Below are 22,426 nucleotides of genomic sequence, written 5' to 3' on the forward strand. Positions count from 1 at the left end.
CAACTTCGCGACGAAACTATCAGCTATATCCATATTTTTTTTGCGTCAAATCAATAACGAAACGGTTCCGCTACTAAATAGTGCACTTTGTTTAACCTTTGTACCCATAAGGGGGTAGGTAAAAGGTAATTAGTTAGCGCGCTACGGTGTAAAAGTGCTATAAATTTCAGCTTAAATTTTTGCCAGCACCATGGACAGACAATCAGAATGACAAAACAAAAAGCGACGTTAATTGGGCTCATTGCCATCGTGCTCTGGAGCACGATGGTCGGGCTAATGCGTGGGGTAAGTGAAGGACTGGGTCCTGCGGGTGGCGCAGCAATGATTTTTTCGTTAAGTGGCCTGTTGCTGATTTTTACCGTCGGCTTTCCGAATATCAGAAAAATTCCTGTGCGTTATTTAATCGCGGGTAGCGTGCTTTTTGTTACCTATGAAATATGTTTAGCGCTGGCTCTCGGTTATGCGGCTACTCGTCACCAGGCTATTGAAGTCGGTATGGTCAATTATCTCTGGCCGAGTCTGACGATATTGTTTGCTATTTTATTTAATGGTCAAAAAACAACCTGGCTGGTAATCCCTGGATTAATTATCGCATTGACCGGGGTTTGTTGGGTATTGGGTGGCGAAAATGGCCTTAATCCTGGTGAAATTATAAACAACGTTGCCAGCAGCCCGCTGAGCTATTTCCTCGCCTTTCTTGGCGCATTTATCTGGGCAACGTATTGCACGGTGACCAATAAATACGCAAAAGGCTTTAACGGTATTACCGTATTCGTTTTACTAACGGCTGCAAGTTTGTGGGTTTACTATTTTATGACTCCGCAACCAGAAATGAATTTCAGCACTTCGGTGACTATTAAAATGTTCTCAGCGGCATTAACGTTAGGATTTGCCTATGCGGCGTGGAATATTGGCATTTTGCATGGCAACGTGACCATCATGGCCGTAGGTTCCTATTTTACCCCAGTGCTATCCTCCGCTCTGGCTGCTGTGTTACTCAGCGCCCCGTTGTCGCTATCTTTCTGGCAGGGTGCATTGATGGTTTGTGCGGGTTCGCTACTTTGCTGGTTGGCAACACGCCGCGCCTGAAAAAAAATCCGGGTTTTATCGCGCAAATCTAAAACCCGGCTACACTGTAATCAAATTAATGAATAATAAATGTTCATTCCACTTGTGGTTTATGTTTATTTTTGTTTAATTTAATGTTAAATAATTGGTGATTAATCAACTCCCGAAAATATTGCATGCTTATCTATATTCCTCAGTATGTATATATTATACCTGCGTGACTAACGCCATTTAAACCATAGACGGCACAATAGTCCCCTACGTAAATATACCCATTCAGATTTGTCACATATAAAGATTAATACAATCAGCTATATTATGTAGATCTGGATCACACAAATTCAAATATTTCGCAATATTATGAAACTTATTATTGAACTTATACCACTGCGTCATTTAAAAATAGTTTGCCATTGACGAACCCCTTCGTTTAGCAATGGTTTAGGAAACACACCAAGAAAAAATTATAAGGATTATTTAGAATGAAACTTAAATTAGTTGCAGTGGCAGTGACTAAATAGCTGCGCGGAATAGTAGATCACTGAAAGGGAACTCAGCCCGGATTGTGCGATCTGATCAATCGCCAAACCAACCAAAATCACCAACCGGACTGAGCGATGCCGATCATAGTACCAATACCCCGTGGCGAACGACGCCTGATGCAGAAAGCTATTCATAAAACGCGTGATAAAAATCATGCCCGCAGACTCACGGCCATGCTGATGCTTCATCGGGGTGAACGGGTCAGCGATGTTGCCAGAACTCTCTGTTGTGCCCGTTCATCCGTTGGTCGCTGGATTAACTGGTTTACGCACTCAGGTATTGAAGGCCTGAAATCCTTACCCGCAGGGCGCTCCCGACGCTGGCCTTTTGAACATATCTGCACCCTGTTACGTGAGCTGATAAAGCATTCTCCCGGCGATTTTGGTTATCAACGTTCACGCTGGAGCACCGAATTACTGGCAATAAAAATCAATGAGATAACCGGTTGCCAGTTACATGCAGGAACCGTTCGCCGCTGGTTGCCATCTGCGGGGCTTGTATGGCGCAGGGCCGCGCCAACTCTGCGTATCCGTGACCCACATAAAGATGAAAAGATGGCGGTAATCCACAAAGCGCTGGATGAATGCAGCGCAGAGCATCCGGTATTTTATGAAGATGAAGTGGATATCCACCTTAATCCTAAAATCGGTGCGGACTGGCAGTTGCGCGGACAGCAGAAACGGGTAGTGACGCCGGGGCAGAACGAAAAATACTATCTGGCCGGCGCACTGCACAGTGGCACGGGTAAAGTCAGCTACGTGGGCGGCAACAGCAAAAGTTCAGCGCTGTTTATCGCTCTGCTGAAGCACCTGAAAGCCACTTACCGGCGGGCGAAAACAATCACGCTGATCGTTGATAACTACATTATCCATAAAAGCCGCGAAACACAGCGCTGGTTGAAAGCAAATCCCAAGTTCAGGGTAATTTACCAGCCGGTTTACTCGCCGTGGGTGAATCATGTGGAACAGCTATGGCAGGCACTTCATGACACGATAACCCGTAATCATCAGTGCCGCTCAATGTGGCAGTTACTGAAAAAGGTCCGCCATTTTATGGAAACCGCCAGCCCATTCCCCGGAGGAAAACATGGTCAGGCAAAAGTGTAGCGGTATTAGGCGCAGCTATTTAGCCTGTTGGCGGCAGGTGCGGTAAACGCAGCTGAGGTATATAACAAAGACGCAAACAAACTGGATATCTACGGTAAAGTTCACGCTCAGCATTACTTCTCTGACGACAACGGCAGCGATGGCGACAAAACCTACGCGCGTCTGGGCTTCAAAGGCGAAACTCAGATCAATGACCAGCTGGTTGGTTTTGGTCAGTGGGAATATGAATTCAAAGGTAACCGTACTGAATCCACCGGTGGTTCCAACAGCGACAAAACTCGTCTGGCATTCGCTGGTCTGAAATTCGCTGAATACGGTTCTTTCGACTACGGTCGTAACTACGGCGTAGCATACGACATCGGCGCATGGACCGACGTCCTGCCTGAGTTCGGTGGTGATACCTGGACCCAGACTGACGTATTCATGACTGGCCGTACTACTGGCGTTGCAACCTACCGTAACACCGACTTCTTCGGTCTGGTTGAAGGTCTGAACTTTGCTGCTCAGTACCAGGGCAAAAATGACCGTAGCAACGACAAAGAAGCTAATGGCGACGGTTTCGGTCTGTCTTCTACTTACGAGTATGAAGGCTTCGGCGTAGGTGCTACCTATGCGAAATCTGACCGTACTGACTCTCAGAGCAATGCTGGCAGCGCGTTCAAAGCTGACGGTAAAAACGCTGAAGTATGGGCTGCTGGTCTGAAATATGATGCGAACAACATCTACCTGGCAACCACCTACTCCGAAACCCGCAACATGACCACCTATGGTTCTAAAGTTAACGGTATCGCTGATAAAGCACAGAACTTTGAAGTTGTTGCACAGTACCAGTTCGACTTCGGTCTGCGTCCGTCCGTTGCTTATCTGAAATCCAAAGGTAAAGACATCAACAATTACGGCGACCAGGATCTGGTTGAATACGTAGACCTGGGTGCTACCTACTACTTCAACAAAAACATGTCTACCTTCGTTGATTACAAAATCAACCTGCTGGATGACAATGCATTCACCAATGCTGCCGGTGTAAGCACTGACAACATCGTGGCTGTTGGTCTGAACTACCAGTTCTAATTTTGTTGTAGTCTGAATACAAAGCCAGTCCTCCAAGGGCTGGCTTTTTCTCTTAATGTAGACTCGGTCATAAGGAGTATGCCGTGCAGACATTCACTGGTCGTTGTCTTTGCGGACAGAGTCATTTTACCGTTGACGTCGAAATGCTGGATGTCTATGCCTGCCACTGTACGCTGTGTCAGAAATGGTCAGGCGGCATCGCCATGTATCTGGAAGCCAGCGCTCACCCGCTGATGTCGCCAGAATCGGCAGAACCTTCGCACTTTCCTTCTTCAAATCGTGGTGAACGGTTCTTCTGTTCCGGCTGCGGATGCCCACTGTGGTTTACGTTGACGGACAGCGATCGCTACTTTATTCCATGGACACTTCTGGAACTTAATGAGGTAGATCGCCGCCGCCTGATATTAGCGGCAGAGATCTATACGGAAACGCAACCTGCGTTCTGGAGACTGACGGGGCAATACGCTCGACTGAGTGGGAAAGAAGTCGAAGAGATGGATTACCCCTGTCATTTAGCTCACTAGTTATTAACGTTGTACCTTTGCCAGACTGAACCACATTCCTATCGCTAATATGATAAGCATGCTGCCGGCGCTGCTTAAGGCCACGCTATGTGACCAGGTGAACGCTTCTCTGGCAGCCGTCAGCAATGCCTCACTCAGTGACGACGGGAGCGAGTGCGCCAGTTGTACCGCCTCCCCCATTGACGATGTGGCTCGTTCTACTTCCTGCGGATTAAGTCCGGCTGGCGGCAGAATCGATGCAGAAAAGCTACGGCTCAGCAGTAAGCCAAAGATAGCGATCCCAAGTCCTGCCCCCAATTCATAAGCCATTGTCTCGATGGCGCCAGCGGCCGCGGCTTTTTCCGCCGGCGCTGCTGCCATGATAGCCGCCGTTGAAGCCAGGAGCGCACTGGCGGCGCTGAAACCGAGCAAAGCCATCAAAATCCAGGCTTGTACCTGTTGGCTACTGAAATCCGTCATCGCCAGGCCGTAAAAACTGACGGCGCTCAGTGCCATGCCCGCCGTTGCCACACAACGTAATCCAAGGCGTGAAACCAACATACCGGCAATCGGTCCGCTGAAACCACTTGCCAGCATCACAGGCAGCATGAACAATCCAGCCTGATATGGTGTTAAACCGTGAACAAACTGTAGTTCCTGAGCCATCAGCAACTCAAAACCCACCAGCGTTATCATCGCGGTCATCGCCATCACTACACCGCTCAAGATAATGCGATGCGTGAACAGACGCATATCAATCATCGGGCGAGCTGCCGCAAGCTGGATACGGACAAACTGCCACAACAGTAAAGCGCCGGTTAACAGCGTCAGGGCGATGGCAACGGTCGCCGTATGCCCTTTCAGCGCAGTTTTAGCGCTGTAAACCAACAGCAGAATGGCAACAATCAGCATTATCGCATGACCAAAATTTAACGATTGATCGCGACGTCCGGCCTGGCGTGGCACTAAGCGTGCGGTTAAGGCCATTACCACCAGGACAATTGGCACATTAATTAAGAATACGGACCCCCAGTAGAAGTGCTCCAGCAGCATCCCGCCAACCAGTGGGCCAAACGCCGCACCGCCGGAACCGACCGCCGCCCAGACGCCGAGAGCCATATTTCGATGCCGTTGCTCAGAGAACGTGGCGCGAATACCCGCCAGCGTTGCCGGAACAATCATCGCCGCGCCAATCGCCAATACCGCCCGGGTGGCAATCAGCCAGCTTGCGCTATGAGCAAAAGCGGCCGCCAGCGATGCGAGACCAAATAATCCACCGCCTAACAGCAGCAGACGTTTAAAGCCGATGCGATCCCCCAGCGCACCCATTGGCAATACCATTCCGGCCATTACCAGGGAATAAATATCAATGATCCACAGCAGCTCGTTACCACTGGCACCCAGCGTCATACTCAGCGTGGGCGCGGCAACGTGCAGCACCGTTGCATCAATCGCAACAGGGATGTAGACCAGCACAATAATGACTAACGTTAACCACTGACGAAACATAAAACTCCCTAACGAAACCAAAACTGGACACATGTCCAGCTTTAGCGATCCTACGGAAAATTGAACATATGTCCAACTTTTTGTTAGACTGCGATCTATACGGGTACAGGAGGAATGATGAGCTATCTAAATCGGGATGAACGTCGGGAAGTGATTCTGCAAGCAGCAATGCGTGTCGCACTTGAAGAAGGATTTTCCGCCATGACGGTTCGACGCATTGCTGCAGAAGCTCACGTCGCGACGGGCCAGGTACACCACCATTTCGCCTCTGCCTGCGAACTCAAATCCCAGGCATTTGTGCGCCTTATCCGCACCCTACTTGATGCCGAACTGGTCAGCGAAGACGCCAGTTTCCGTGAGCGACTGCATGCGATGCTAGGCAGTGAAGATGGTGGTCTGGAACCCTATATTAAGCTATGGCGTGAAGCACAGGTTGTTGCGGGTAAAGATCCGGAAATTAAAAGCGCCTACCTGTTGACCATGCGAATGTGGCACGAAGAAACCGCCAACATCATTACACAAGGACAGAAAGCCGGTGAGTTCTCATCCGCGCCTGATGCCGCCGACGTCGCATGGCGCTTAATCGCATTAGTCTGCGGCCTGGATGGTATGTACATATTAGGTATTGAGGAAATGGCCGATCCTGCATTCGATCGTCATCTTGATCGTATGATAACGCAGGAGTTATTTATTTAATGTAATAGATGAATTAACAATACATCTTTTATGTTTACAATTGGTAACACTTAAGCAACGTGTAATTCTCCCATCACGCCGCGTTATTGCGCTTTTTTATCTATTCTTTCAGTCAATATTCCTAAAACTTTTCAATAGTTTCTAAAAAGAAGCCGCGCGGCGCTGCATGCGTTTATTTCTTTTTCATGAACGGCATGTGCATGGAGAATAATATGTCATCATCAAATGAGAAAAATAATCGTTATCTTTTAACTGACTGGAAACCAGAGAACCCCGGCTTTTGGGAAAATAAAGGCAAGCACATTGCGCGCAGAAACCTCTGGATATCAGTGAGTTGCCTGCTTCTTGCGTTTTGCGTTTGGATGCTGTTCAGTGCCGTAGCCGTCAATCTGAATAAAATTGGTTTTAATTTCACCACCGACCAACTGTTTTTATTAACGGCATTGCCATCTCTTTCTGGTGCAATATTACGCGTACCCTACTCCTTTATGGTACCTATATTTGGTGGTCGTCGCTGGACCATTTTTAGCACGATTATTCTGGTTATTCCCTGCGTCTGGCTCGGATTTGCCGTGCAAAATACCGCTACTCCGTTTGGAGTATTTATAGTCATTGCGCTGATGTGCGGATTTGCAGGCGCTAACTTTGCCTCCAGCATGGGCAATATCAGCTTTTTCTTCCCCAAAGCGAAGCAAGGCAGCGCGTTAGGCGTTAACGGTGGTCTCGGCAACCTCGGCGTCAGCGTGATGCAGTTGATCGCGCCACTGGTGATCTTTCTGCCCATATTTACCTTTTTGGGCGTACAGGGCGTACCGCAAGCTGACGGCTCGTTATTGTCGCTGGCCAATGCAGCATGGATATGGGTGCCGTTACTGCTGATAGCCACCGTGGCAGCGGGCATGGGAATGAACGACATTGCCAGCTCGAAGGCCTCAATTGCCTCTCAGTTACCGGTCCTCAAGCGTTTTCATCTGTGGTTATTAAGTCTGCTGTATCTCGCCACCTTCGGTTCATTTATCGGTTTTTCGGCAGGCTTTGCCATGCTGGCGAAAACCCAGTTCCCCGACGTGAATATCCTGCAACTGGCGTTCTTCGGCCCCTTCATCGGCGCGCTTGCACGATCGGCGGGTGGTGTTATCTCTGACAAGTTTGGTGGTGTGCGTGTCACCTTAATTAACTTCATCTTTATGGCACTGTTCAGCGCCCTGCTGTTTCTCACTTTGCCCGGCTCGGGCGAAGGTAGCTTTATCGCGTTTTACCTGGTGTTTATGGGCTTGTTCCTGACCGCGGGTCTGGGCAGCGGTTCAACCTTCCAGATGATTGCGGTGATCTTTCGCAAAATCACAATTTATCGGGTGAAGCTGCATGGTGGTACCGAAGAACAGGCTCAGCGGGAAGCGGTAACCGATACCGCCGCCGCCCTGGGATTTATTTCCGCTATTGGCGCAGTGGGGGGCTTCTTCATTCCTAAAGCGTTTGGCTCATCGCTGGCGTTGACCGGCTCTCCGGTGGGTGCCATGAAAATATTCCTCGTGTTTTACATCGTCTGCGTGCTGGTGACCTGGTTGGTCTATGGCCGTAAATCACAAAAAAAATAACAAAATGGATACCGCAGGATCGGACATTTAGGTAGGTCGGATCAGGCCTGGAGTTCGATTCACCGTCGGCAATATTATCGAAGCAGGAGTTATGTCATGAGTAAACTGTTAGACCGCTTTCGCTACTTTAAACAAAAGGGCGATACGTTTGCCGAGGGGCACGGGCAAGTGATGCACACCAACCGGGACTGGGAAGACAGCTATCGTCAGCGCTGGCAGTTCGACAAAATTGTGCGTTCTACCCACGGCGTTAACTGTACCGGCTCATGCAGCTGGAAGATCTACGTTAAAAACGGGCTGGTGACCTGGGAAACGCAGCAAACCGACTACCCGCGTACTCGTCCTGACCTGCCAAATCATGAGCCCCGTGGCTGTCCACGCGGCGCCAGCTACTCGTGGTATCTCTATAGCGCTAACCGCCTGAAATATCCGCTGGTGCGTAAACGCTTAATCGAATTGTGGCGCGACGCCCTCTCCCGCCAGCCCGATCCGGTGCTGGCCTGGGAATCCATTATGAACGACCCGCAAAAATGCCAGAGCTACAAGCAGGTACGCGGGCGCGGTGGGTTTATCCGTTCCAACTGGAAAGAGCTTAATCAGCTGATTGCTGCCGCCAACGTCTGGACGGTGAAAACCTACGGCCCGGATCGCGTGGTCGGTTTCTCCCCGATCCCGGCGATGTCGATGGTTTCCTATGCCGCCGGCACACGCTATCTTTCGCTAATCGGCGGAACCTGTCTGAGTTTCTATGACTGGTACTGCGACTTACCGCCCGCGTCACCGATGACCTGGGGCGAGCAGACCGACGTTCCTGAATCCGCCGACTGGTATAACTCCAGCTATATCATCGCCTGGGGCTCTAACGTGCCGCAGACCCGTACCCCGGATGCGCACTTTTTCACAGAAGTACGCTACAAAGGCACCAAGACGATTGCCATTACGCCGGATTACTCGGAAGTCGCCAAACTGTGCGATCAGTGGCTGGCACCCAAACAAGGGACAGACAGCGCGCTGGCAATGGCGATGGGCCACGTCATCCTGAAAGAGTTCCACCTCGACAATCCCAGCGATTATTTCCTCAATTACTGTCGTCGCTATACCGACATGCCGATGCTGGTTTTACTGGATGCCCGCGAAGATGGCAGCTACGTGCCTGGACGCATGATGCGTGCTTCAGACCTTGTTGATGGTCTGGGCGAAAGCAACAATCCAGAGTGGAAAACGGTAGCCTTTAACAGCGCTGGCGAACTGGTTGTCCCGAACGGATCTATCGGTTTTCGCTGGGGTGAAACAGGCAAATGGAACCTCGAGTCGTTGGCCGCTGGGGCTGAAACTGAACTTTCTCTTTCGCTGCTTGGTCAGCATGATGAAGTGACCGGCGTGGCATTCCCCTATTTTGGCGGCAACGAAAACCCACATTTTCGCAGTGTAAAACAAGAACCGGTGCTGATCCGTCAACTACCGGTAAAACATCTTACCCTCGCTGACGGTAGCCGTTGCCCGGTGGTGAGCGTCTATGATCTGGTGCTGGCGAATTATGGCCTCGATCGTGGTCTGGATGACGTTCATAGCGCGCAAGATTACAGCGAAGTGAAAGCCTACACCCCGGCCTGGGGCGAGCAAATTACCGGTGTGCCACGGCGTCATATCGAACAGATCGCCCGTGAGTTTGCTGATACTGCGCACAAAACGCATGGCCGTTCGATGATCATTCTCGGCGCTGGCGTCAACCACTGGTATCACATGGATATGAACTACCGTGGCATGATTAACATCCTGGTGTTCTGTGGCTGCGTGGGACAAAGCGGCGGCGGCTGGGCGCACTATGTGGGTCAGGAGAAACTGCGACCGCAAACCGGTTGGTTGCCGCTGGCCTTTGCGCTGGACTGGAACCGACCACCGCGTCAGATGAACAGCACTTCGTTTTTCTACAACCACTCCAGCCAGTGGCGTTATGAAAAACTCACCGCGCAGGAACTCCTCTCTCCGCTGGCCGACGCGTCGAAATTTAGCGGACATTTGATTGACTTTAACGTGCGGGCAGAAAGGATGGGCTGGCTGCCGTCTGCGCCGCAGCTTAACCTCAACCCTTTGACTGTTAAAGCAAAAGCCGAACAAGCAGGGCTATCTCCTGCGCAATACACCGCACAGGCGCTGAAGTCAGGTGATATTCGTTTTGCCTGCGAACAGCCAGATAACGGCAACAACCATCCGCGCAACCTCTTCGTCTGGCGCTCTAACCTGCTCGGCTCCTCCGGTAAAGGGCATGAATACATGCTCAAATATTTGCTGGGTACCGAAAGCGGGATCCAGGGGGAAGCGCTCGGTTCAAGCGAGGGTATTAAACCTGAAGAGGTTGAATGGCAGTCGGCGGCGATAGAGGGCAAGCTCGATCTGCTGGTCACGCTCGATTTCCGAATGTCCAGTACCTGTTTGTTCTCCGATATCGTACTGCCAACCGCTACCTGGTATGAAAAAGACGATATGAATACCTCGGATATGCATCCGTTTATTCACCCGTTGTCTGCGGCGGTCGACCCGGCATGGGAATCGAAGAGCGACTGGGAAATTTATAAAGGCATCGCCAAAGTATTTTCTGAGGTTTGCGTCGGACACCTTGGACAAGAAACGGATGTGGTATTGCAACCGCTGCAACACGACTCTCCGGCAGAGCTGGCGCAGCCGTTTGACATTCAGGACTGGCGCAAAGGCGAATGCGATCTCCTCCCGGGCAAAACGGCACCGAATATCGCCGTTGTGGAGCGTGACTACCCCGCCACCTACGAACGCTTTACTTCACTTGGCCCGCTCATGGACAAACTCGGTAACGGCGGGAAAGGCATTGCGTGGAATACCCAGGCGGAAGTCGATTTCCTCGGCAAGCTGAACTACACCAAGCGCGAAGGCCCGACAAAAGGACGCCCGCTGATTGACACCGCGCTGGATGCCTCTGAGGTGATCCTCGCCCTGGCACCGGAAACAAACGGTCAGGTGGCGGTGAAAGCCTGGGAAGCGCTGGGGGCGATGACCGGACGCGACCATACGCACCTGGCGTTGAACAAAGAAGACGAAAAGATCCGTTTTCGCGATATCCAGGCGCAGCCGCGCAAAATCATCTCCAGCCCCACCTGGTCCGGGTTGGAAAGTGAACATGTTTCCTATAACGCAGGCTATACCAACGTCCACGAGCTGATCCCATGGCGTACTCTGTCCGGTCGCCAGCAGCTGTATCAGGATCACGCGTGGATGCGAGCGTTCGGTGAAAGTCTGGTGGCGTATCGTCCACCTATCGATACCCGCAGCGTCAGTGAAATGCGCGAGGTTCCGCCTAACGGCTTCCCGGAAAAAGCGCTCAACTTCCTGACGCCGCACCAGAAATGGGGGATCCACTCCACCTATAGCGAAAACCTGCTGATGCTGACGCTGTCGCGCGGCGGACCTATTGTCTGGATCAGCGAGACCGATGCCAAAGAGCTGGGCATTGAGGATAACGACTGGATTGAAGCCTTCAACGCCAACGGTGCGCTCACCGCGCGTGCAGTGGTGAGTCAACGCGTGCCACCGGGAATGACCATGATGTATCACGCTCAGGAGCGAATCATGAATATCCCTGGCTCAGAAGTGACCGGGATGCGCGGCGGGATCCATAACTCGGTGACCCGCGTCTGCCCGAAACCCACGCACATGATAGGTGGCTATGCGCAGCTGGCATACAGCTTCAACTATTACGGTACGGTCGGCTCTAACCGCGATGAGTTCATCATGATTAGAAAAATGAAAAATATTAACTGGCTGGATGATGAAGGTCGCGATCAGGTACAGGAGGCGAAAAAATGAAAATACGCTCACAGGTAGGCATGGTTCTTAATCTGGATAAGTGCATCGGCTGCCACACCTGCTCCGTCACCTGTAAAAACGTCTGGACCGGGCGTGAAGGGATGGAATATGCGTGGTTTAACAACGTCGAGACTAAACCGGGGATTGGCTATCCAAAAAACTGGGAAGATCAGGAAGAGTGGCAAGGCGGCTGGGTTCGCGATGTTGACGGCAAGATAAGACCGCGTCTGGGCGGTAAGATGGGCGTCATCACCAAAATTTTCGCCAACCCGGTAATCCCGCAAATCGATGATTACTATGAGCCGTTTACTTACGATTATCAGCATCTGCATAGCGCGCCGGAAAGCAAGAATCAGCCCACCGCGCGTCCGCGTTCGCTGATCGATGGTAAGCGGATGGACAAGATTATCTGGGGTCCAAACTGGGAAGAACTGCTTGGCGGCGAATTTTCAAAACGTGCCCGCGACCGTAACTTCGAGAAGATGCAAAAAGAGATGTACGGCCAGTTCGAAAACACCTTCATGATGTATTTACCGCGCCTGTGCGAGCACTGCCTGAATCCAAGCTGTGTCGCCACCTGCCCAAGCGGTGCTATCTATAAGCGTGAAGAAGACGGCATTGTGCTGATCGACCAGGACAAATGTCGCGGCTGGCGCTTGTGCATCAGCGGCTGTCCGTACAAAAAAATCTACTTTAACTGGAAGAGTGGTAAGTCAGAGAAGTGCATTTTCTGCTACCCACGTATTGAGTCCGGCCAGCCGACGGTATGTTCGGAAACCTGCGTTGGACGTATTCGTTATCTCGGCGTATTGCTGTACGACGCCGACCGCATCGAAGAAGCGGCCAGCACCGAGCATGAGACCGATCTCTATGAGCGTCAGTGCGATGTATTCCTCAATCCGCACGATCCGGCGGTCATTGAAGAGGCGTTAAAACAAGGTATTCCGCACAACGTCATCGAAGCGGCCCAACGTTCGCCAGTCTACAAAATGGCGATGGACTGGAAGCTGGCGCTGCCGCTGCACCCGGAATATCGCACCCTGCCGATGGTCTGGTATGTACCGCCATTGTCACCGATTCAGTCGGTCGCCGACGCGGGCGGACTGCCGCACAATGGCAACATTTTGCCGGCGGTTGAGTCGCTGCGAATTCCGGTTCAGTACCTCGCCAACATGCTCAGTGCGGGTGATACCGGTCCGGTGCTGCGCGCGCTGAAACGTATGATGGCCATGCGCCACTATATGCGTGCGCAGACAGTGGAAGGCGTGACGGACACCCGCGCGATTGAGGAAGTGGGTTTGACCGTTGAGCAGGTTGAAGAGATGTATCGCTATCTGGCCATCGCCAACTATGAGGATCGCTTTGTGATCCCGACCAGCCACCGCGAAATGGCGCGCGATGCCTTCCCGGAGAAAAACGGCTGCGGATTTACTTTCGGTGACGGCTGCCATGGCTCAGATACCAAATTCAACCTGTTTAACAGTAGCCGTATCGATGCAATCGACATCACCGAAGTGCGCGATAAAGCGGAGGGTGAATAATGCAAATCCTGAAGGTTATCGGCCTGCTGATGGAATATCCCGACGAGCTGCTGTGGGAGTGTAAAGACGACGCGCTGGCGCTTGTGGCCAGCGATGCCCCCATGCTTACCGAATTTAGCCAGGGATTGCTCAATGCGCCACTGCTGGATAAACAAGCGGAATGGTGCGAAATATTCGACCGGGGCCGGGCCACCTCTCTGCTGCTGTTTGAGCACGTGCACGCCGAGTCCCGTGACCGGGGTCAGGCGATGGTTGATCTGCTGGCGCAGTATGAAAAGGTCGGGCTACAGCTCGATTGCCGCGAACTACCGGATCACCTGCCGTTGTATCTGGAGTATTTGAGCGTGTTGCCGGAGGACCAGGCCAAAGAAGGACTGCAGAACGTTGCACCGATTCTGGCTCTGCTGGGCGGGCGCTTAAAACAGCGCGATACGCCATGGTATCAACTGTTTGACGCCCTGCTGCTGCTTGCCGGAAGTCCTCTTTCAAGTGACAGTGTCACTAAGCAGGTTGGTGCTGAAACCCGCGATGATACCCGTCAGGCGCTGGATGCGGTGTGGGAAGAGGAACAGGTGAAGTTTATCGAGGATAACGCCACCGCCTGCGACAGTTCACCGTTACAAAACTATCAACGACGCTTTAGCCAGGACGTGGCGCCGCAGTATGTCGACGTCAGCGCGGGAGGCCCGAAATGATACAGTACCTGAACGTCTTTTTTTACGATATCTACCCGTACCTGTGCGGTACGGTGTTTATCCTCGGCAGTTGGCTACGCTATGACTACGGGCAATACACCTGGCGCGCCTCTTCCAGCCAGATGCTGGACAAACGCGGCATGGTGCTGTGGTCAAACCTGTTCCACATCGGCATTCTGGGGATCTTTTTCGGTCACCTGTTCGGCATGCTAACGCCGCACTGGATGTATGCCTGGTTCCTGCCGATTGCGGTGAAACAACAGATGGCGATGATTGCCGGTGGGCTTTGTGGCGTACTGACGCTGGTTGGTGGCGCAGGCTTGCTGGTGCGGCGTCTGACCAACCCGCGCATACGTGCAACGTCTTCCGCCGCTGATATTCTGATCCTTTGCGTTCTGCTGATTCAGTGTATCCTCGGTTTAACCACTATCCCGTTCTCCGCACAGCATCCTGACGGCAGTGAAATGCTGAAACTGGTTGGTTGGGCGCAGTCAGTGGTGACCTTCCAGGGCGGCGCATCTGCACATCTGGATGGCGTGGCGTTGATTTTCCGTGTGCACCTGGTTCTGGGGATGACTATCTTCCTGCTATTCCCGTTCACCCGTCTGGTCCACGTATGGAGTGCGCCGTTTGAGTACTTCACTCGCCGCTATCAAATAGTTCGTTCCCGCCGATAATTGAACTCTGATGCCCGGTAGCGCTTGCGCTTACCGGGCCTGCATCGCTATCCCGCTTTTTGTACGTTATGATGCTTCTCCATTTCAGGGAGAACACTAATGAAACCACAGGTTTACCACGTCGATGCCTTTACCCCGGTCCCTTGCAGCTCATCGCTCGCGAGCTGCGTCATTCAGAAACCGCATTTCTGCTGACCAGTGACGACAGCGATGTTCGCATCCGCTATTTCACCCCGACGGTCGAAGTTCCTATCTGTGGGCATGCTACCGTCGCCGCGCATTATGTGCGGGCTAAGGTGCTGGGTCTGGGTAACTGCACGGTCTGGCAAACCTCGCTGGCCGGACGTCATCGGGTGGATATTGACGCTACCGGGAACGACTATCGCATTAGCCTTGAGCAAGGTGAACCGGGTTTTGAACCTCCGCTGGAGGGCGCTGTTCGTACTGCGATTCTCGATGCGCTGCACCTGAGCGAAGACGATATGCTGGCAGGCTTACCCATTCAGGTTGCCACGACCGGACATTCGAAAGTGATGATTCCACTGAAACCCGAGGTGGACCTAGACGCCCTTTCCCCTGATTTACCGGCTTTGACCGCCATCAGCCAGCAAATTGGCTGTAACGGCTTTTTCCCTTTTCAAATCCGCGAGGGCGAAAATGCCACTGATGGCCGCATGTTTTCACCTGCTATTGGTATTGTGGAAGACCCGGTTACCGGCAATGCCAACGGTCCAATGGGCGCGTGGCTGGTCCACCATGGGCTGATGGCGCATGATGGGAAAACGTTACGTGTTCAGGGGCATCAGGGCCGTGCGCTCGGGCGCGACGGGATTGTTGATGTGACGGTGACTATCCGTGAAAACCAGCCGGAAAAAGTCACCATTACCGGTTCGGCGGTGATCCTGTTTCACGCAGAATGGGCGTTAGATTTTTAATTGTTCCCGAAGGCCGGATAAGGCGATGACGCCGTATCCGGCATGACTTCCGATGCCCCTATTTCCCCGCCTCCGGATGCGTATCAAACGCCGCCATGACCGTCGCCAGCTCATCTTCGGTAAATCCATGCTTCACGTCATCCACACCCAGTCCAAATCGTTCTTGCAACAACGCATACAAACTGGCGACGTCAGGCAAATTAATCTGCTCTACCGCATGTCCATCCTGATAATGGGTAAAGTGAAAATTGGTTAACGTTAATTTCCCGCCGTCGGGCAGATGACGGCACATCAGCAGATGATGGCGAAAATGTGATTGCGGCCAGTGTGCGGACCAGAAGTTGCCCATCAGATAATCGCTCTGATGCTGCACGACCAGATCGAAACGATACATTGACTGCCAGTGTTCGTGATGACGGAACTGGAGGATCCAATCTTCACCTTCCTGAATCAGCCGATATTCGCCGTGTGGCGTCTTCTGCTCAGTGTTGGCCTGCAGACGAATTGGTGCTGTCAGCGTTTGCCCGCCAAAGCCAACGTCAGCGATCCACTGTTCACCCTGTAATTCAATCAGCAACAAACGATGCGTGCGCGGCGGCAGACTTGACGGATTTGCCAGTACCACGCGACCGAGAAGGCTACGTACGTTAAAACCGATTTCGCGTAACGCGCGCTCAAACACGCCGTTCTGTTCAAAGCAATAACCGCCACGACGCGCCGTTACCAGCTTCTCTTCCAGCGACAAATCGTCAAGCTGCATCTCTCTTGGCAGTAATACATCCAGGTTTTCAAAGGGAATTGCGCTGTTGTGCAGTAGATGTAGCGCTTGCAAGGTTTCAAGGTTGACGTTGGCCGAACCTGACCAGCCAATACGGGCAAAATAAGCGGTTAAAAAAGGCGTCATACGGAGTTCCTGTTCGATTAATGCAGTACTTATAACGTATTTTTCGTTTTACGCTGTCGATTTTGTGCGTTGTTAATTCCTGTGAGGCGACAAAATCGCTAATACCGTTAATATCTATGTTTATTGTGGTGTGTTATCAATCAGCCAAGGAGCATCCATGAGCCATTTTCGTCCGATCGAATTAAAACATGCCAGCCGGCTACTCAATCATGGCCCAACGATATTGATAACCAGCCGGGATGAGCATACCGAGCGGCGAAATGTGATGGCTGCGGCATGGTCAATGCCCGTGGAATTTGAGCCGCCGCGGGTAGCAATTGTTGTTGATAAGACCGCCTGGTCGCGGGATCTCATTGAACGTAGCGGTAAATTCGGCATCGTTATTCCGGGTATCGCCGCCGTCAACTGGACCTGGGCCGTAGGCAGCGTTTCCGGTCGCGTGGAAGATAAATTCAACTGTTACGGCATTCCCGTGGTGCAAGGACCCGTGCTAGGTTTACCGCTGATAGAAGCGAAATGTCTGGCCTGGATGGAGTGTCGCCTGTTGCCAGCCACGGCGGCACAGGAAAAATATGACACTCTGTTTGGGGAAGTGGTCTCCGCTGCCGCTGATGAGCGAGCCTTCGTGGAAGGACGCTGGCAGTTTGATGATGGCAAGCTCAATACTCTGCATCACCTTGGGGCAGGAACGTTTATCTCCAGCGGGAAACGCATTATCGCAGGTGAATGATAGTATGCTAACGGATGGCAGTTCTGCTCTGTCATCCGCAACTGTTTTCTTAAAACTTCTGAAAAACCAGTTAGATAAATTACTCTGCCTTCCTTGCCTAATCATTCATGTGAATTATAGTTAATCTTGCACTAACTCAAATACCTAATCAAAACGCTATCCGTCAAAGCAGCATCCCCAACTGTACTTTTGAAGTGTCAGAGAGGTTTTACGATGCAACTTAATAGAATCGCACAAAGTTTTATACTTGCTGGGTTACTCACATCGTTTTCTGTTCCCCTTATGGCCGCTGAAGCCCCCAAAGACGCTACAGCCGCCACGCAACAAGCCAACAACGCGCTTTACAATCAACTGCCCTTCTCCGATAACACCGACTTTACCGACGCCCACAAAGGCTTTATCGCCCCACTCCCGCAGGACGTGATCAAGGGCGAGCAGGGAAATGTTATCTGGAATCCGCAGCAGTACGCGTTCATCAAAGAAGGCGATAAAGCCCCGGATACGGTAAACCCGAGCCTGTGGCGTCAATCTCAGTTGATCAACATCAGCGGGCTGTTTGAAGTAACGGATGGCGTTTACCAGATTCGTAACCTCGATCTGTCAAACATGACCATTATTGAAGGTAAAGAAGGCATCACCGTTGTTGACCCGCTGGTCTCGGCAGAAACGGCCAAAGTCGGGATGGATCTTTACTTTAAAAACCGCGGTCAAAAACCAGTTGTTGCGGTGATTTATACCCACAGCCACGTTGACCATTACGGCGGCGTACGCGGCGTTGTCGATGAAGCCGACGTTAAAGCGGGCAAAGTGAAAGTTTATGCGCCAGCCGGCTTTATGGAAGCCGCGGTCGCTGAGAATATCATGGCCGGTAACGTCATGAGCCGCCGCGCGAGCTACATGTACGGCAACCTGTTAAAACCTGATGCCAAAGGCCAGGTCGGCGCGGGACTGGGAACCACGACCTCCGCGGGAACCGTTACCCTGATTGCGCCAACAAATATCATTGAGAAAGATGGACAAAAAGAGGTCATCGATGGCCTGACCTATGACTTCATGCTGGCCCCGGGTTCCGAAGCACCGTCGGAAATGCTGTGGTACATCGAAGAGAAGAAACTGATTGAATCCGCAGAAGATGTTACCCACACCCTGCACAACACCTACTCCCTGCGCGGAGCCAAAATTCGTGAGCCGCTGCCGTGGTCCAAATACATCAACGAAGCGATTGTGCGCTGGGGTGATAAAGCCGAGGTGCTGATGGCGCAGCACCACTGGCCAACCTGGGGTAATGGCAAGGTGGTCAGCCTGCTGAAAAGTCAGCGCGATCTGTATCGTTACATCAACGACCAGACGCTACGCATGGCTAACGAAGGTCTGACCCGCGATGAAATCGCTGCCAACTTTAAGCTGCCGGACTCACTGGCACATACCTGGGCTAACCGCGGTTACTATGGCTCCGTGAGCCATGACGTAAAAGCGACCTATGTGCTCTATCTCGGCTGGTTTGACGGCAACCCGGCAACGCTGGATGAGCTGCCGCCGGAAGAGTCTGCGAAGAAATTTGTCGACTACATGGGTGGTGCGGACGCCATTTTGCAGAAAGCAAAAGCAGACTATGACCAGGGCAACTACCGCTGGGTGGCACAGGTGGTAAGCAAAGTCGTGTTTGCCGATCCAAATAACCAGGCCGCACGTAATCTGGAAGCAGATGCGCTTGAGCAACTGGGTTATCAGGCTGAATCCGGCCCGTGGCGTAACTTCTACCTGACCGGCGCGCAAGAGCTGCGTAACGGCGTGGTCAAAGGCCCAACCCCGAATACCGCCAGCCCGGATACCGTTCGTGCTATGACGCCGGAAATGTTCTTCGATTATCTGGCAGTGCATATTAACGGACAAAAAGCGGGTGATGCGAAGTCGGTGTTTAACATCGATCTTGGCAGTGATGGCGGTAAATATAAGCTTGAGCTGGAGAATGGCGTCCTGAACCATACCGCCAATGCCGAAGCGAAAGATGCCGATGCTACGATTACGCTTAATCGCGATACGCTGAACAAAATCATCCTCAAGGAAGTGACGCTGAAACAGGCACAAGATAGCGGTGACGTGAAGATAACCGGTGACGGCGCCAAGCTTGATGCCATGCTCGGCTATATGGATAAATTCGAATTCTGGTTCAACATCGTTACGCCATAAGCACAACGAAAACGGGCGGAAATCCGCCCGTTTTTTCTTACATACTGTAGCCAGGTTTTTTAATTAATCTCGCCATCTGCGGCACAATTTCCTTATCCCACACGGCCTGCCACGCCTCTGGCTCAACTTCATTGAGCGCCACGCTGACTGAACTGTCTTTGCTTTGCAAATGACGAATAATAACCTCGGTAATATCCGCCGCCAGGGCGGTTTTCTGTTCGTCGGTAAGAGAGCGAGGAAAACATTTAATATCAACGTGCGGCATAGCAGATTCCTTATTGTTTTGGGTTGCAGGTAACTTATGCGGACTCTCGTTCTACCAGATGAAAACCGACATCAATAATATCGTCTTCACGCGGAATTTGTTCGATACGATCGGCAAGCAGTGAGGCAGCACGTTGCCCGATGGCCCGTCTGTCGACGCTGACGGTGGTGATGGCGGGCCGATTGCTGGCAGCAAAATCCAGATCGCCAAAACCGATTACCGCCAACTCTTGCGGCACGCGTATACCGCGACTTTCGGCCTCCATGATCGCCCCCTGGGCTAGCGTATCAGAGCTACAGACAATGACATCAAACTCGCGCTCCGCCAATAGCTGCGTTAATCCAGTGCGTCCCAATGCCAGAGAGGCCGGTAGCGGGACGTCCACCTGTGCGTCAGCCGCAATACCATGACGACTCAACGCATCGCACAGTCCTTGTTTACGCTGGCCTGCCCGGCGATCGGCAGTCCATAACAACCCCGGACGTCGATAGCCTTTATTCAGCAGATAGTCTGCCACCGCTTGCCCGACCTTTTCATGCGAAAAACCGACCAGCATATCGATGGGTGTTGGGGTTAAATCCCAGATTTCCACGACCGGGATGGCCGCATTAAGAATCACTTTTTTCAGCTCAGCGGTATGATGAATACCGGTGAGTACTACACCATCCGGACGACGAGAAAGCAGCGTCGCCACCAGCTCCGCCTCTGTTTGCGGCGTATAACCCGACACGCAGAGCAAAATGTGGTATCCGCGTTCTGCCAGTTCATCACTTAATGACTGGATGGTATCGACAAACATATTGTTGTTAATTTGCGGAATAACCACGGCGATAAGCTTGCTGCGACGCGACGCCAGTCCCCCAGCCAGTGCGTTGGGAATATAGCCGGTGGCGCGCACCGCCTGCATCACTTTTTCAACCGTTTTCGGGCGCACCAGCTGCGGGGTATTCAACGCCCTGCTCACCGTCATGGGTGACAATCCCGCGGTACGGGCAACATCTTCCAGCGTGGGAGCGCGCGGTGGTTTGGGATTTTTCACTGTCGATGCCCTTGTCAAAAATCGCTGATTTATCCTGGCATTATTCATCATGATTTTGGCTATTGCCAGCGTTGCTCAGTGATAACGCAGGGAAAACAGCAGCTTAGTTAATTATCGCCACTCACAATGATAGCGCAATCACAATGATTTGTGCATTTCTCCATAAAGTACTGAAATGTGACGTCGTTTATAATTTACCACCCTTCTCTCTCTGAATTTGTGAGCAATTGTTCAAATCGCAGTCAATCCGCTGGCACAGTGATTGCGCTAACATTAAAAATGATAGCGCAATCATTTGTTATCACCAGGAGAGAACAATATGTCTTTAAGTGCCAATTCCGATGCCGTGACCTATGCCAAATCGGCTAACGCTAAAACCGCAGCAGAAACCGGTGACCGTATTGAATGGGTAAAACTGTCTCTGGCTTTCCTTCCTCTGGCAACACCCGTGAGCGATGCCAAAGTGCTCACCGGTCGCCAGAAACCGCTAACTGAAGTCGCCATAATCATCGCCGAGATCCGCAGCCGCGACGGGTTTGAAGGCGTGGGATTTAGTTACTCCAAGCGGGCTGGCGGCCAGGGAATCTATGCGCATGCCAAAGAAATTGCCGATAACCTGTTAGGTGAAGATCCAAACGATATTGACAAGATCTACACCAAGCTGCTGTGGGCTGGCGCTTCCGTGGGGCGCAGCGGCATGGCGGTACAGGCCATCTCCCCTATCGATATCGCATTATGGGATATGAAAGCCAAGCGTGCAGGATTGCCGCTGGCAAAACTGCTTGGCGCGCATCGGGACTCCGTGCAGTGCTACAACACCTCCGGCGGATTCCTGCATACGCCGCTGGATCAGGTGCTAAAAAACGTGGTTATTTCCCGTGAAAACGGCATTGGTGGTATCAAACTCAAGGTTGGTCAGCCAAACTGCGCCGAGGATATTCGCCGCTTAACCGCGGTGCGTGAAGCGCTGGGGAATGACTTCCCGCTAATGGTCGATGCCAATCAGCAGTGGGATCGGGAAACCGCCATCCGTATGGGACGTAAAATGGAGCAGTTCAATCTAATCTGGATTGAAGAGCCGCTGGACGCCTACGATGTTGAAGGTCACGCCCAACTGGCCGCCGCGCTTGATACCCCGATTGCCACAGGTGAAATGCTGACCAGCTTCCGCGAACATGAACAGCTGATCCTCGGCAATGCCAGCGATTTTGTGCAGCCCGATGCACCGCGTGTGGGAGGGATTTCACCGTTCCTGAAAATTATGGACCTGGCGGCTAAACATGGTCGCAAGTTGGCTCCGCACTTCGCTATGGAAGTTCACCTGCATCTGTCCGCCGCTTATCCACTTGAACCATGGCTGGAGCATTTCGAATGGCTGAACCCGTTATTTAACGAACAACTTGAGCTGCGCGATGGCCGGATGTGGGTTTCCGATCGTCACGGTCTGGGCTTCAGCATCAGCGAGCAGGCGCGCCGCTGGACGCAATTAACCTGCGAGTTTGGCAAACGTCCTTAATTA

General features: G+C 52.1%; 17 protein-coding genes and 1 pseudogene. 14 read left to right on the forward strand and 4 right to left on the reverse strand.

What is annotated here, in order from left to right; all coding sequences use genetic code 11:
• Positions 1 to 207: 207 nt before the first annotated feature.
• From yddG to C2U43_RS12640, 4 genes are all read left to right on the forward strand, one after another.
• Positions 208 to 1,089: an aromatic amino acid efflux DMT transporter YddG gene (gene yddG, locus C2U43_RS12620; protein ID WP_048214181.1), complete on the forward strand. Its 882-nt coding sequence runs from the start codon at positions 208 to 210 to the stop codon at positions 1,087 to 1,089.
• Between the two features lie 596 nt (positions 1,090 to 1,685).
• Positions 1,686 to 2,717 carry an IS630-like element ISEc33 family transposase gene (locus tag C2U43_RS12630; RefSeq protein ID WP_001752311.1) on the forward strand — a complete coding sequence of 344 codons (1,032 nt, stop codon included), beginning with the start codon at positions 1,686 to 1,688 and terminating at the stop codon, positions 2,715 to 2,717.
• 24 nt (positions 2,718 to 2,741) lie between these two features.
• Positions 2,742 to 3,788: a porin OmpD gene (gene ompD / locus C2U43_RS12635; protein ID WP_103285230.1), complete on the forward strand. Its 1,047-nt coding sequence runs from the start codon at positions 2,742 to 2,744 to the stop codon at positions 3,786 to 3,788.
• Positions 3,789 to 3,871: 83 nt separating this feature from the next.
• Positions 3,872 to 4,312, forward strand: coding sequence for a GFA family protein (locus C2U43_RS12640; protein WP_003833032.1), 441 nt, complete (start codon positions 3,872 to 3,874; stop codon positions 4,310 to 4,312).
• Between the two features lie 3 nt (positions 4,313 to 4,315).
• Here the strand turns inward: C2U43_RS12640 and C2U43_RS12645 are convergent, their stop codons facing one another.
• Positions 4,316 to 5,800 (reverse strand): MFS transporter, encoded by a 1,485-nt coding sequence (locus C2U43_RS12645; RefSeq protein WP_008784803.1) that lies wholly within the window; start codon positions 5,798 to 5,800, stop codon positions 4,316 to 4,318.
• 117 nt (positions 5,801 to 5,917) lie between these two features.
• Between C2U43_RS12645 and C2U43_RS12650 the strand changes: the two genes are divergently transcribed.
• The 7 genes and pseudogenes from C2U43_RS12650 (at position 5,918) to C2U43_RS12680 (ending at position 15,779) form a co-directional block, all read left to right on the forward strand.
• Complete coding sequence (locus tag C2U43_RS12650; RefSeq protein WP_103285231.1) at positions 5,918 to 6,496, forward strand: TetR family transcriptional regulator; 579 nt, start codon at positions 5,918 to 5,920, stop codon at positions 6,494 to 6,496.
• Positions 6,497 to 6,708: 212 nt separating this feature from the next.
• On the forward strand, positions 6,709 to 8,094 hold the full coding sequence (locus C2U43_RS12655) for a NarK family nitrate/nitrite MFS transporter (protein ID WP_057068225.1): 1,386 nt from the start codon (positions 6,709 to 6,711) through the stop codon (positions 8,092 to 8,094).
• A gap of 96 nt (positions 8,095 to 8,190) precedes the next feature.
• The gene (locus tag C2U43_RS12660; protein ID WP_103285232.1) at positions 8,191 to 11,931 is read left to right on the forward strand and encodes a nitrate reductase subunit alpha; all 3,741 of its coding nucleotides are present in this window, start codon (positions 8,191 to 8,193) and stop codon (positions 11,929 to 11,931) included.
• Positions 11,928 to 13,472 (forward strand): nitrate reductase subunit beta, encoded by a 1,545-nt coding sequence (gene narH, locus C2U43_RS12665; protein WP_103285233.1) that lies wholly within the window; start codon positions 11,928 to 11,930, stop codon positions 13,470 to 13,472. Before C2U43_RS12660 ends, narH begins: the two co-directional genes overlap by 4 nt.
• Positions 13,472 to 14,167 carry a nitrate reductase molybdenum cofactor assembly chaperone gene (narW, locus tag C2U43_RS12670; protein WP_003833045.1) on the forward strand — a complete coding sequence of 232 codons (696 nt, stop codon included), beginning with the start codon at positions 13,472 to 13,474 and terminating at the stop codon, positions 14,165 to 14,167. The genes narH and narW overlap by 1 nt, the downstream gene beginning before the upstream one ends.
• Positions 14,164 to 14,844 (forward strand): respiratory nitrate reductase subunit gamma, encoded by a 681-nt coding sequence (narI, locus tag C2U43_RS12675; protein WP_103285234.1) that lies wholly within the window; start codon positions 14,164 to 14,166, stop codon positions 14,842 to 14,844. Before narW ends, narI begins: the two co-directional genes overlap by 4 nt.
• A 99-nt stretch (positions 14,845 to 14,943) precedes the next feature.
• Positions 14,944 to 15,779: pseudogene (locus tag C2U43_RS12680) on the forward strand (PhzF family isomerase).
• A 58-nt stretch (positions 15,780 to 15,837) separates the two neighbouring features.
• Here the strand turns inward: C2U43_RS12680 and nhoA are convergent.
• Positions 15,838 to 16,683, reverse strand: a complete 846-nt coding sequence (gene nhoA / locus C2U43_RS12685) for an N-hydroxyarylamine O-acetyltransferase (protein ID WP_057068215.1) — start codon at positions 16,681 to 16,683, stop codon at positions 15,838 to 15,840.
• A 157-nt stretch (positions 16,684 to 16,840) separates the two neighbouring features.
• Between nhoA and C2U43_RS12690 the strand changes: the two genes are divergently transcribed.
• On the forward strand, positions 16,841 to 17,413 hold the full coding sequence (locus tag C2U43_RS12690) for a flavin reductase family protein (RefSeq protein ID WP_003833054.1): 573 nt from the start codon (positions 16,841 to 16,843) through the stop codon (positions 17,411 to 17,413).
• 213 nt (positions 17,414 to 17,626) lie between these two features.
• Positions 17,627 to 19,603: an alkyl/aryl-sulfatase gene (locus C2U43_RS12695; protein WP_103285236.1), complete on the forward strand. Its 1,977-nt coding sequence runs from the start codon at positions 17,627 to 17,629 to the stop codon at positions 19,601 to 19,603.
• 37 nt (positions 19,604 to 19,640) lie between these two features.
• Here C2U43_RS12695 and pptA read toward each other — a convergent pair whose 3' ends face one another.
• Together pptA and C2U43_RS12705 are read right to left on the reverse strand one after the other, a co-directional pair.
• Positions 19,641 to 19,868, reverse strand: coding sequence for a tautomerase PptA (pptA, locus tag C2U43_RS12700; RefSeq protein ID WP_032943490.1), 228 nt, complete (start codon positions 19,866 to 19,868; stop codon positions 19,641 to 19,643).
• Between the two features lie 34 nt (positions 19,869 to 19,902).
• On the reverse strand, positions 19,903 to 20,907 hold the full coding sequence (locus C2U43_RS12705; protein ID WP_162623432.1) for a LacI family DNA-binding transcriptional regulator: 1,005 nt from the start codon (positions 20,905 to 20,907) through the stop codon (positions 19,903 to 19,905).
• A 319-nt stretch (positions 20,908 to 21,226) separates the two neighbouring features.
• Between C2U43_RS12705 and C2U43_RS12710 the strand changes: the two genes are divergently transcribed.
• Positions 21,227 to 22,423, forward strand: a complete 1,197-nt coding sequence (locus C2U43_RS12710; RefSeq protein WP_103285237.1) for an L-talarate/galactarate dehydratase — start codon at positions 21,227 to 21,229, stop codon at positions 22,421 to 22,423.
• The last annotated feature ends 3 nt before the right edge of the window (positions 22,424 to 22,426 follow it).

It is taken from the genome of Citrobacter freundii complex sp. CFNIH9 (genome assembly GCF_002903305.1).
GTDB lineage: Bacteria > Pseudomonadota > Gammaproteobacteria > Enterobacterales > Enterobacteriaceae > Citrobacter > Citrobacter portucalensis.